Annotated in this window: 9 protein-coding genes; 8 read left to right on the top strand and 1 reads right to left on the bottom strand. The window is 58.3% G+C overall.

Annotated elements, in window-relative coordinates; translation table 11 throughout:
• Nucleotides 1-14: 14 nt before the first annotated feature.
• Nucleotides 15-1,049: an IS630 family transposase gene (locus OOT43_RS03900; RefSeq protein ID WP_266023402.1), complete on the bottom strand. Its 1,035-nt coding sequence runs from the start codon at nt 1,047-1,049 to the stop codon at nt 15-17.
• A 632-nt stretch (nt 1,050-1,681) separates the two neighbouring features.
• Here OOT43_RS03900 and OOT43_RS03905 point away from each other — a divergent pair.
• The 8 genes from OOT43_RS03905 (at nt 1,682) to OOT43_RS03940 (ending at nt 12,712) form a co-directional block, all read left to right on the top strand.
• Nucleotides 1,682-4,156 carry an IPTL-CTERM sorting domain-containing protein gene (locus tag OOT43_RS03905; protein ID WP_266023403.1) on the top strand — a complete coding sequence of 825 codons (2,475 nt, stop codon included), beginning with the start codon at nt 1,682-1,684 and terminating at the stop codon, nt 4,154-4,156.
• 117 nt (nt 4,157-4,273) lie between these two features.
• Entirely contained in the window at nt 4,274-4,792 is a 519-nt protein-coding gene (xrtH, locus tag OOT43_RS03910; RefSeq protein ID WP_394358032.1) for an exosortase H, read from the top strand.
• Nucleotides 4,773-5,435 carry an exosortase H-associated membrane protein gene (locus OOT43_RS03915; protein WP_266023405.1) on the top strand — a complete coding sequence of 221 codons (663 nt, stop codon included), beginning with the start codon at nt 4,773-4,775 and terminating at the stop codon, nt 5,433-5,435. Before xrtH ends, OOT43_RS03915 begins: the two co-directional genes overlap by 20 nt.
• 213 nt (nt 5,436-5,648) lie before the next feature.
• Nucleotides 5,649-8,339 carry a cation-translocating P-type ATPase gene (locus tag OOT43_RS03920; RefSeq protein WP_266023406.1) on the top strand — a complete coding sequence of 897 codons (2,691 nt, stop codon included), beginning with the start codon at nt 5,649-5,651 and terminating at the stop codon, nt 8,337-8,339.
• Nucleotides 8,340-8,627: 288 nt separating this feature from the next.
• A complete protein-coding gene (locus OOT43_RS03925) occupies nt 8,628-11,036 on the top strand; it encodes an intermembrane phospholipid transport protein YdbH family protein (protein WP_449406829.1) in 2,409 nt (802 codons plus the stop codon).
• A gap of 75 nt (nt 11,037-11,111) precedes the next feature.
• On the top strand, nt 11,112-11,312 hold the full coding sequence (locus tag OOT43_RS03930) for a YnbE family lipoprotein (protein WP_394358033.1): 201 nt from the start codon (nt 11,112-11,114) through the stop codon (nt 11,310-11,312).
• Nucleotides 11,313-11,330: 18 nt separating this feature from the next.
• Nucleotides 11,331-11,687 carry a YdbL family protein gene (locus OOT43_RS03935; RefSeq protein WP_266023408.1) on the top strand — a complete coding sequence of 119 codons (357 nt, stop codon included), beginning with the start codon at nt 11,331-11,333 and terminating at the stop codon, nt 11,685-11,687.
• Between the two features lie 710 nt (nt 11,688-12,397).
• Nucleotides 12,398-12,712: a BON domain-containing protein gene (locus tag OOT43_RS03940; protein ID WP_266023409.1), complete on the top strand. Its 315-nt coding sequence runs from the start codon at nt 12,398-12,400 to the stop codon at nt 12,710-12,712.
• The last annotated feature ends 73 nt before the right edge of the window (nt 12,713-12,785 follow it).

Raw genomic sequence — 12,785 nt, forward strand, 5'->3', positions numbered from 1 at the left:
TCTCGAAAATAGAGTCACATAATGATGTATTGGCATTCAGGCTGCCGGAAGAATGACTTCACCAACTCGGGTAATTTTTGAATGCGGCGTAGTGCAGAGAGGGCCAACCGTTTCATGTCGTCTTTGCTCTGTGCCAAGCGCTTAGACACGCGGCGCCTCACTTGGGCCCAGACTTGTTCATCCGGGTTCAGGTGGGGCGAATACGGCGGCAGGATAAACAGCTTGAGCCGGCCTTGTTGGGCCTCAATAAATTTCTGAATCAGCTTGGCTTTATGAATGGGATGGCCGTCGACGATCACGAACACGGGCTGCTGGGCCCCGATCAACAGGAGCTTGAGAATCTCCCGGAACACCGCGGCGGTTACCGAACCTTCGTGCAGCATGAAACGGAACTCGCCCCGCGGACTCACGGCCGACAACAAGTTCAGCCCGAAACGCCGGCCGGTCGCCTCAACCACGGGCGTCTGGCCTTTAGGCGCCCAGGGGGTGCCGGTGTGATAGTCCGACCGCATCCCCGATTCGTCGGCAAAGTAGATCGTGGCCCCCGTGGCTTGCGCTTCGGCTCGAATGGCCGGGTAGGTGTCGATTCCCCACTGGCGGACCAGAGCGGCATCCTGTGGCCAGGCCTGATACAGCGGTTTCTGCGCCGTAAACCCCAGCAGCTTCATGATTCGGCTTACCGCCGCCAGCGAGAGCTGATTGCCGAACTGGCGCTGGATCAGCTCGGTGATCAGCGACAGCGTCCACAGCCCAAACTCGAATTTGAACTGCAACGGCGTGTGGTCCTTCACCGCCTGCGCCAGCCAGCGCATCTCTTCGGCGCTGACTTTCGGGGGGCGCCCCGGAATCGGTTTTGCCAGCAGGGCCTGCTGACCTCCGTTGGCAAAGTCGGCCAGCCAGCGGAACACGCTGCGGATATTGACCCCGTATGCCGCCGCTACGCTCTGCACCGCTTGGCCTTCACGCACCGCTTTGATGGCCTGCTGGCGGATCACCTGCAGCGCATGGTGATCCAGTGATCGCCCGTCCGAGTTCCGTTTGCATTTCATAATCCCATTATATCAAATATATTACATTACTTTGTTGAAGCTTAGTATGCGATATTTGCAGGCGGCGCATCGTTATCACTCCTGGGCTCGGGATTCCGGTTAGGTTCGATCGACATTCTGGGGCAATATCTTAAACCGCGCCTCATGTGGTGAGGGACAGGGAGCTGGAGCCCTCTCCTTGCACGTAAGTCTTGCGAGGATGGGTGATATAGGATTGCGCGCTTTTTCTAACGCGGGGGGCAGATTCGGTACCGGTCGCAGTGCAATGATGTATACCATTGAGCCTGTCTCCCGATCGTTTCTTCTCGACCAATGAGATATAAAAATGACTACGACATCATGGGGTTAAACGGAAAATACCACCACAGAGGGAATCAAGAAGGCTTACCACCAGGCGATTGACGACATCTTTCTATGGTCCGGCCGGAGTTTTTTTGGACGCGTTTTGGGGTCAATCATTGTGTCTGAGAGAGGAGCGGAAAATGCGTAAGAAATCTGACGTCCTTGGGAGTTGCGGCAGATTCGCTATACTATAGCCTTACGCTAAGCGACTATTTTTCGTACAACGTATTTGAGCCGGGCCCGTCAGGATAGTTGGACTTGGCTCTTTGCCGGACTTAACAGGGGGAGCAATGAACAAATTGAAATACAATGCCTTGGGTGTCTGGGCAAGCGTGGGATTCGCCATGCTTCTTGCATCGGTGCAAACCGGCGCAGCCGTGGCCGCGACGGCGCCCCCCCTGGGCGTGGCGCAAAGTTTCGCAGTCCTCGGCGGCTCGACGGTGACCAACACCGGCCCGACCGCCGTCACCGGCGATCTGGGGGTCAGCCCCGGTTCCGCAATCACCGGCTTTCCGCCGGGGAGCGTGACCGGAACCGTACACGCGGCTGATGCGGTGGCGCTCACGGCACAAAACGACGTTACCACGGCGTACAACACGCTCGCGGGCGAGGGGGTTAATGTCGACTTGACGGGCGTAGATTTGGGAGGGCTCACGCTGACTCCTGGCGTCTATCATTTTGCGACGTCGGCGCAGTTGACTGGGACGCTCACTCTCGACGCGCAGAACGACCCGGACGCGGTATTCGTTTTCCAAATGGGCAGCACGCTCACGACCGCCAGCAACTCCGCGGTTGTTTTGATCAATGGCGCTCAAAATTGCAACGTGTTCTGGCAAGTCGGTAGCTCGGCGACTCTCGGTACCACCACTGCGTTCGCGGGAAACATTCTCTCGCTAGCAAGTATTACACTGACCACTGGCGCAACCCTGTCTGGCAGAGCCTTGGCGCGCAATGGCGCCGTGACGATGGACACCAACACCGTTGCGGTCGCGAACTGCGCCGTCACGCCCCCCATCGCACCCACTCTAAGCAAATCGTTCACTCCGGCCACCATCAACGCTGGCGGCGTTTCGACCCTCACTATTACGCTGAGCAATGCGGACGGCAGTGTTGCCGATCTGACAGCCCCGCTCACCGACACCTTGGCAGGCGGCATGGTTGTCGCAGCGACTCCGAACGCCAGTACCACCTGTCCGGGTAGCGGCGCCGTGGCAGCCACGGCCGGCGGAACCACGGTGACCTTGCCGGCGTCGCGCTCGATTCCGGCTGCCAGTGGTACTACGGCCGGCACCTGTACGGTGACCGTGGATGTGACGGCGCCGCCGGGCGTCCATCTCAATACGCTGCCGGCCAACGCCTTACAGACCAGCAATGGCAACAACGGCGCGGCGGCGACGGCGACGTTGTCCGTCAATGCCGCGGTGACACTCAGCAAGGCTTTTAGCCCCGCTACCATCAATGCGGGAGGCGTCTCGACGCTCACCATCACGCTGGGTAACGCGAACGGGAGTGTCGCCAACCTGACAGCCTCGCTTACCGACACCTTGACCGGCGGCGTAGTCGTAGCTCCTGCCCCGAACGCCAGCACCACCTGTCCGGGCAGCGGCGCCGTGGCAGCCTCGGCCGGCGGAACCACGGTGACCTTGCCGGCGTCGCGCTCGATCCCAGCCAACGGCACCTGCACGGTGACCGTGGATGTCACGGCGCCGGCCGGAGCAAGTTACGTCAACACGCTTGCGATCGGAGCATTGGCGACAGACAACGGCAGTAACACCGTCCCGGCCAATGCGACCTTGGTCGTCAACGCCACCCCGCCTGCGCCCTCGCTCGGCAAAGGTTTCCTACCGGCTTCGATCAGTGCGGGTGGTATCTCGACCCTCACCATCACGTTGATCAACCCCAGTACCAGCATCGCGACCTTAAGTGCTGCGCTTACGGACAATTTACCGAGTGGCGTGGTCGTGGCTCCTACACCGAATGCCAGCACCACCTGCATCGGTGGGACGCTCGTCGGGCCGCCGGTATCGGGCGATACATCGGTAACTTTAGCGGCAGGCGCAAAAATCCCAGCCGCCATTGGCGCCACGGCCGGCACCTGCACGGTGACCGTAGATGTGACGGCGTCGGCTGGAGGGAGTTACGTCAACACGCTTGGGGTCGGAGTATTGGTGACAGACCAAGGCAGCAATGCGGCACTGGTCAGCGCGATCTTGGCCGTGATTAACCCGATTGCGACGCCGCCGACGCTCAGCAAGGGCTTCATCCCGACCATAACCGTGGCAGGGGGGGTATCGACCCTTACGATTACCTTGAGCAACCCAAATAGCGAAGCCACCAACCTGACTGCCCCGCTGACCGACGTCTTGCCGAGTGGCGTCGTTATTGCCCCCACCCCTAATGCCAGCACTACCTGTCCGGGGAGCGGAGCAGTAGAAGCCACCCCCGGCGGTACCACGGTGATCTTGCCGGCAACTCGCTCGATCCCGGGCGGTGCTCCGGGTACTTGTACCGTGACAGTGAACGTGACGGCATCGGTCGGCAGTCACACTAACACACTGCCCGCGAATGCCTTGAAGACCACCAACGGCAACAATGGCACCCCGGCGACTGCGAACCTCCTCGTATTCGCCAAACCCACTCCGGGCCCCAACCCCAACCCCAATCCCACCGGCATTCCTACCCTGTCCGAGTGGGGGCTTTTTCTGCTGACGATCTTGCTGGGCACCGCAGTGTGGTGGCAAAGACGGTCCGGACGGTCCAGATAAGTCGGCGGTGGCTCGAGTGGGGAGTGATCGCATGTTCCGGAGGCAAACGGATGGTTCCGGTTTATCTAATGCAGTATCTGGTGGGTGACTGGGTTGGCCGGGAGCAGGAGGGTGTTCATGTGGCGCTATATCGTTATCTTCCTGCTTTTCTCGGCTGTCTTGTTCGCGAGCGAAACCACTCGGCCTATTCAACACGCGGTTGTTGAGCCCTGGACCTATCTGCTGACTCGTATGAGTGGTTGGCTGATGAGGTTGGGGGATACAAATGTTGCAACCGACGGTCAGCTTATCGTGAATTTAGCGACGGGTTATGGCGTGACGATCGAGGCGGGCTGTAACGGTATCGAGGCGTCGATCGTGTTGATTGCAGCGATTCTGGCATTTCCGTCTCGGCCGATCCGTAAGCTTATGGGTATTGGGGTGGGGGTGCTAGCCGTACAGGGACTCAATCTGGTTCGTATTGTTAGTCTTTTTTATCTCGGCGAATGGAATACGACCGCGTTCGAATGGGCGCACCTCTACATCTGGCAAAGCCTAATCATGCTCGATGTTCTAATCATTTTTCTGCTGTGGATGCGCTGGCAGTCACGAATATCTCAAGATTCTGTGATACCGCATGAAACGCCCCCTGCGTAGCTTGATCGTCTGGACGATGCTCTGGCTGCCAATTTGTCTGGCTGCCTGGTATTATTTTGCTGACATTCATACTTATCTGGCGCGCCTTGGCGTGGTTTATTTTTTTCAAGCATCTTTTCCGGATGCGAACGTCATGGTGCAGCAGAGCGGCTACGAGTTATTGTTTCTTGTCAATCACACTATTCCTGCCGACCTTGATGCGCAAAGCAGATTTCTAGGTGTAAAAGTCAAGCTCAATGCAATGGTTTATGGTGCTGGGTGGCCATTGTTTGTGGCGCTGATGTTGGGTACTCGTGATTGGGCTGAAAAAGAGTGGCAAGTCCCCCTGGGGCTGTTGTTATTGCTGTTGTCTGAGATCGCTGGAATTTATTGCTTCGTGAGCTATGAGACCCTGAAGGGGCTGCTGGAGGCGGGTGTTGACACGAACGCTGTGCTAGGCTTTTCTTGGGGCGAACAGGTAGCCATCGCGATCCTGAAATACATTACTCGTATTGTTTTGCCGACATTGCTGCCGATCATGCTCTGGGTCGGTTTCAACCAAACCTTCATCTCCATGCATATCCTGGCAGGAGGAGCTGGAGCGTCCGGAACGACAACGGGGCGCTCGGGCATTCAAATTGCCGATCAGCACCGGGCCGGATAAAGTCGATCTGCCATCGGCTCTGGGTTCGTGCAAGCGGTGGATCAGGCGCAGCGCCGTCTCAATCGAGTCCTGCCGTCCGTCGGAGGCGTCGGTCAGGAATGGGGAGAAGGGGAGCCGTAGTTAGAGTTAGGCAAACAGGCGATAAACGGTGGAAAGTCCTTCCGGCAATCCGAGCTTGAGTCCACTGGTAGCCTTCCAAAGGAAAGGTCACCGATGAAAATCCATCAGCTATCGCCCGACGAGGTGCTCGATAGCCTGAAAAGTGGTCAGGACGGCTTGTCCCAGGCCGAGGCCCTCCGCCGCTTGAGCGAGTATGGCCTGAATCGGATCGATAAGGTGCGGGGCGAGCCCCTTGGGCTGGTCTTCATCAAGGAATTCATTCATTTCTTCGCACTGATTCTATGGCTGGCAGCGGGATTGGCTTTTTTCGCCGAGTCCCGGCAACCTGGCGGCGGCATGGATACGCTGGGTTACGCCATCCTCGGCGTGATCGCCATCAACGGTTTGTTTTCCTTCTGGCAGCAGTTCCGAGCCGAACGCGCCGTTGCCGCCCTGCAAAAACTCTTGCCCCCTTATGTCAAAGCGCTGCGGGACGGAAGGATCGAGCTGATTCTCGCTGCCGATCTGGTACCCGGCGATGTGATCGTGTTGCAGGAGGGGGATAACGTACCGGCAGACTGCCGCTTGCTCGAAGCCTTCTCGTTACGGGTCAACAATGCCACCGTCACTGGCGAGTCGATGCCTAAGGCACGGGATGCGGCGCCGTGCTCTGAAGAAGATCTGCTGCATGGCCGCAATACCCTGTTGGCGGGCACCTCCATCGTGTCCGGCGACGGCAGGGCGGTAGTCTTCGCCACCGGCATGCACACCGAGTTTGGCAAGATTGCCCATCTGACACAAACGGCGCGTGCGGCGACTTCGCCGATGCAACAGGAAATCGTCCGTCTCAGCCGCGTCGTCGCGCTTTTGGCTCTCTCGCTCGGCGTGGTGTTTTTCTTCATTGGCCAGAGCGTGGGCTTGTCGTTCTGGGAGAATTTCATTTTCGCTATCGGCATCATCGTCGCCAACGTGCCGGAGGGTTTGTTGCCCACGGTCACGCTGTCTTTGGCCATGGCGACCCAGCGCATGGCAAAGCGCAATGCACTGATCCGTCACCTGCCGTCGGTCGAGGCCCTGGGATCGGCGACCGTGATCTGCACCGACAAAACCGGCACGCTTACCGAGAACCGCATGGTGGCGAGTACACTTTATCTGAACGGCCAAATATTGACTCCGACAGAGGTCAAACGGCGGCACGAACTGGCGCGAGTTTATCGCCGTTTTTTCGAGGATGCGTTGCTTTGCCACAATCTGAAAGAGACCATCATTGCCGGGAAGCCGCAATTACTGGGCGATCCCATGGAAGTGGCCTTGGTGTGCATGGCGAAGACCTGTTTGGGAGAAAATATTTCCTATCCCAAAATCAACGAGGTGCCTTTCGATACCGACCGTAAGCGCCTTTCCACGCTGCACCAGACGCCCGGCGGGCTGGTGCTTTATTGCAAGGGTGCTCTGGAAATGCTGTTACCTTTGTGTAACCGCTTGCAAACGGGCGATGCAATTACGCCACTGACGCTGGAAGCCCAGCAGAATTTCACGCGGGCCCTGGAAGACATGGCGCGCGACGGCTTGCGCGTGCTGGCGTTCGCCTGGCGGGAGTTGGAAGACGACCATGACGGGGAGCGGTGCGAGCATGACCTGATCCTGTGTGGTCTGGTGGGTCTGGCAGACCCGCCCCGGCCCGAGGTTCGGGACGCCATCGGCAAATGCCGGAAGGCGGGTATCAAGGTCATCATGGTGACCGGCGACCACCCGCACACCGCCCTGGCCATCGGCCGGCAGATCGGCCAGATCCAATCAGAAACACCCGTGATCATCACCGGCGAGCAATTGCGAAAACTGTCAGAAATCCAGCTGCGGCTGGCGCTGGATGCACCCGACATCATTTTTGCTCGGGTGGGTGCGGACCAGAAAATGCGCATCGTGAGTGCTCTGAAAAAGAAGAAACACGTCGTGGCGGTGACCGGAGATGGCGTCAATGACGCGCCGGCGCTGAAAATGGCGGACATCGGCATCGCCATGGGCGTGATCGGCACCGATGTGGCCAAAGAGGCCGCCGACATGATCCTGCTGGACGACAATTTCGCCAGTATTGTCGCCGCCATCGAGGAAGGCCGGGCGGTTTACGACAATATCCGCAAGTTCCTCACCTATATCCTCACCTCCAACATCCCTGAAGTCGTACCCTATCTAGCCTTCGCCCTGCTCAAGATACCGCTGCCTTTAACCATAATTCAGATTCTGGTGGTGGACCTGGGCACGGATATGTTGCCCGCTCTGGGGTTGGGCGCCGATCCCCCAGACCCCGGCATTATGTGCAAGCCACCCCGGGCTCGCCAGGAAAGGTTGCTCAACTGGCCTTTGCTGCTGCGGGCTTATCTATTTCTGGGGTTGCTGGAGGCCGCCGCCGCGATGGCGGCCTATTCTTTTGTCCTGCACGACGGTGGCTGGTCCTGGGGCGAGCGGCTGGAAAGCCACGATCCTCTTTATCTCCAAGCAACCACGGCCTGCCTGAGCGCCATCATCATGATGCAGGTCGTCAACGTATTTCTCTGCAAAATCCCGGGACGCAGCCTGTTCGGCGCGCATGTCTTCGCCAATCGATTGCTCCTTTGGGGCGTCGCCCTGGAAATCGTCGTGATACTGATCGTCGTCTATACCCCCTGGGGCCATTTAGTCTTTGGTACCGCACCTATCGCGCCGGCAGTTTGGTTGTTCATGCTGCCCTGTGCCTTGGGAATGCTGCTGATGGAGGAGGGGCGCAAGTGGGTGGCTGCCCGATGGCGTAAGAAAAGGGGGGGCTGACCACGACCAGATTGCGGGACAATGTTGTTGAATTTAGAAATCCGCCCTTGGAATTGTCCGGCTCCCAAGCTCCGCTTGGAAATACTGACTTCTTGATATCCGCGTATATTTCTCGTCTTGCCGGCCAGATATCCCTTGCCATGGAATGCCTGGAATATTGCTACGAGCGCGGCCAGTGACCGGAACTCACGGCCGGCGAAGCGAAAAATTCGTTGGGCAATCATACGAAAGGACGTCCACATCTTGTCTCGACGCCAAAGTGTTATCACGGGATTCGCCCTGGGCGTATTGCTGCTCGTCGGAGCTTATTCCGTATTACCCCTGCTGGTCGTCGGGTTTCTGGAGTCCCGATTGGCCGACTTCGGTTTTGCCCGCGCCCGCATCATCGGCGCGTACCCGTCATGGGAACGGTTGCGGTTGGATGAGTTGCGGCTGATCCGTCGATACGGAAATGACAAGCTTTCCATCCGGGCGTTCGGCGTCACGGTGAATTACCGGCCCTTGGATCTGTTATCGGGTCGCATCGACGGTGTGCACCTCGCCAAGGTCGAAGTCGAGCGTGTCCCTGCCCCCGGTGACACGACTCCGGCTTCAACCCAGGTTGACACATTCCCTGCCATCGCAGCACCGGGCCAATGGTTGGCGGGACTGCCGGTGGAGGAACTGTCCGTCGATACGCTGGTCGTGAGGTGGCGATATCACGATGCAATCCACGACTTGTCCGCCACCGGCCTCCTAAAGGATGGCCTGGCGTTGGTCAAGGGAAAGATTCACCCCGGGGACGGCCGGGTACTGGAGTTGTCGGCCCGCCTCACCGAAAACGGGGAGATGCATCTGGCTGTCTGGTTTCCGGGAAAACAGGTCTTTCCCGTCTTCCGTCTGGATAACCGCCTAAACCAATACAAGGACGGGGCGATGAAGATCGAAGGTTCGCTTCAGGCCCAGGTGGACACGCTGGCGGCGCTGCTCGGCTCGTGGTTTGGTTGGGAAGACATTCCTGGCAAGCTGGAAGGCACCCTGGATAGTCGCTGGCAAGGCGAGCTAACCACTTCTCCCGGTGTCTCGGGGGGGACACGCATCGACAGCGAGCATCATCTGGAGTTGCAAGCCGCACGGCTGGGCAGCCCGCTGGAGCGGGCGCGGGTTCGCGTGGATGTGACCGGCTTGCTGACCGGAAACCGGCTGGCGTGGCGGATTGGAAACCGGTCAAGCCTGTCGGCGCGGCTGTCCGACCATGGCTCGGGAACACCCCTGGACATCGGTGTTCCGAAGGGAATGGCCGGTCAGGCCGAATTCGGCACCGATGGATTGACCATCAGCTTGCTGCCGGGATTACCTGTTCACTTGTCGTCTCTGCAACGGGACGGATTTTCACTGGCCGAAACAGGGATTGAACTGACCGAGGCCGCGACACTCCGCGTTGAGACTCGGTTTGCCCGGTGGTCCTGGTCGCCCCTGAGTTTGGCGATGCCTGGACTTGCCCTGCACGGGCCCGACGGCGAAGCGCAAGCCGGGAGAGTCCTGCTCAAATTCGATCAACTCGGCGGGGACGTGGACGATTGGGAGGGCAAGGGGCGTGCGCGGATCGAGGGCATCCAGCCTGTTTTTCGCGGCAAGTCTCTCCCCGTCGCTTCAATGGAGATACCCTTCCGTATGGACGGGAAACGTATTGATGCGGAAGCCCGATTGGTGATGGGCAAGGGCAAGCTCGTCCTGAGCGGGCAAGCTCGCCATGAAGTGGCCAGTGGCCATGGGCAGGTTCGATTCGAGCTGATCCCGGTCGTGTTCGGCGAGTCCGGCGACAAGCTGAGCAGTCTGCTCGAGCCTTGGCGTTCCCCTCTCGAATTGCGGGCGGGGCGCATTGCCGCCGATGGCCGTCTCGGCTGGCGGCTGCTGGCCGCCGAAGGCTGGGTGCTTGAGGGAGAAATCAGGCTGCGCGGCGAAGGCCTTGCCGGTCGCTACGAAGCCACCGCCTTCAGGGAACTGAGCGCCGATCTCGCCCTGTTCGAGCGCGATGGCCTGCGGACGAGCGAACCTGCGCGACTTCGGGTCGGCAGTCTCGACATGGGCTTCCCCGTCACCGACTTACGGGTGACGGCAGATATCGCCGTTCCTCCTGGCGAGGCGTACCCGGTGGGCAGCCTGCACGAATTTTCACTGGGCCTCTTGGGCGGCACGGCGCACGCGGAGGCCGTTCAATGGGACTTTGCCGTACCGGATCACCCCATCACGATTAGCCTTCAGGGACTGTCCCTCGGCGAAATCGTCGCGCTGGAAAGGCGAGACGAGTTGCAGGCCGAAGGGACTCTGGACGGCCGCCTACCCTTGAAAATCAGCAAAGCGGGAATCGCGATGCATGGGGGTGAACTGCACGCCCGTCCGCCCGGCGGGGTCATTCGCTATCGGCCCACCGCGGGAGGCCCGTTGATGGAGAGCAAGCATCCAAGCACGAACGTCCTGTTGCAAGCCTTGGCTAACCTGAATTACGAGGTATTGAAGGTGAATGCCGATAGCACGCTGGACGGCGATCTGGCCCTGAAGGTGGCATTGCAGGGACGGAATCCGGATTGGCAATCCGGGCGTCCCATTCACCTCAATCTCAGGCTGGAGGAAAATATCCCGAAGCTTTTGCGGAGCCTGCGTCTCGCCGACGACATTAGTAAGCGGGTTCAGGATCATTTCCGCAACAAACCCTAGGCTCACGTTGCCTGTCGATCGGCGCGGCTGCGATGCTATGCTTCAACCCATTGTCCACGATTTCGCAAGGGGAAAATGATCATGCGAGGCTTCTTAGTCTGCTCCGTCCCACTCGGTTCGATGCTTCTGCTTGTGGCTTGCACGCCTCGCGTCGAGCTGGCAGCGTCCAAGGAACCTATTACGATCAATCTGAACGTCAAGATCGATCATGAGATCCGCATCAAGGTGGAAAAGGATTTGGAAGGCGTGTTGTCGAAAGAAAGCGGGCTGTTTTAATCCGAAGGAGGATGGGTCATGGCTAAATTTTTCACCTTGCGTTACTTGGTAGCGTCTCTGTTCGGGTTAACCCTGGGGCTTGCCGGTTTGACGCAGGCAGTCTGGGCGATAGGTCTCGATGCAGCAAAGGGGCAAGGACTGGTGGGCGAGCAACCCAACGGCTATCTCGAGGCGGTCAAAGCCGACGCAGCAGGGGAAGTACGGGCGCTGGTCGCCGACATTAACGCGAAACGCAGACAAAAATATGAGGAAATCGCCGAAAAAAATCAGACCAGCTTGCAGGTCGTCGAGGCGCTGGCCGGCAAAACCGCCATCGAGAAAACCCCTCCTGGCCAGTATATAAAATCCCCTTCTGGCACGTGGATGATCAAATAGGTTAGTATTAAAAATATCTAACATTTCTATTAATAAATACCTGCCATCTGGATATCTTTCATCCAAGGCGCCAAGATCAGAAATCGTGGTATTTCCTCGGCTGCGCCCCAATGCTGAAAGTTTGCGATGATCAGGAATTAAGCGCTCCATCGCCAATCACTGGAAGGCTCATTGGGAAAATGCTTTCCGGCTCATAATCTATCTGCGCACGCCTTGGAAAATACCTGTGATATGGATGTCGAACATCCATTTTTGGTGGGTCTACGACCGTGAGCATTCATCCCATCCTCCTTTGGGAGAGGCGACTTTCTGATAAGGGGAGTAATCGCCTATCCGACTTTCAGCCGGGGCAGATATCATTGCCGTTTCGCCTCGACGCAGCCGATGAAACAGCCGCTCGTGGAAGGGACCGATGCCTCGCGCGATTGCTGGCGCCGCCTGGGCGCTTCTGCCATTCGCAAACCTTCCGGCAGGTCCTGCCAGGCTACCTGCTCTAGTGCACAGAGGCCAATCTGTCTGTATGTGCGGTACCGTACCGACTGTAGGCGACTTTGCGGTTTAGAGTACCGTCAAACATTACAGGGGGCCCAGGTTTCTCCAGAGCCATTAAACTATTGTTTCGATTTGTCTCAGTAGGCTGTGAGCCCTGAGGTGTGCAGAGGGCTATTCAGTCTGCTGGCGAGAGTGGCTATTTGACAGGAGATTTATCCATGAAACACCTCATTAGGTTTTTTTCAGCATTTTTTTTGACCCTGGTGTTAGTTGCAGCTGTGGGTTGCGCTTCAACGCAAACGCAAGAGGGAACGGGAGAATATGTCGACGACAGCGTCATAACCTCAAAGGTTAAAACAGCTATATTCAGCGAACCTTCCTTGAGCTCTGCGGAGATCAACGTTGAAACATTCAAGGGCGTGGTTCAATTAAGCGGCTTCGTGAACTCCCGCGCCGATATTAACAAAGCGGTTGCGGTGGCGCGTGGCGTCGGCGGCGTGAAATCGGTAAAAAACGATATGCGGCTTAAATAGGAAAGAACACCACTGGTTTTCAGTCAGCGGATTTTGTTCGCCGATCTTCAACCCATCCGCTGGGAGTTGGTGG

Origin of the sequence: Methylococcus mesophilus, assembly GCF_026247885.1 — a bacterium.
Classification (GTDB): Bacteria; Pseudomonadota; Gammaproteobacteria; order Methylococcales; family Methylococcaceae; genus Methylococcus; species Methylococcus mesophilus.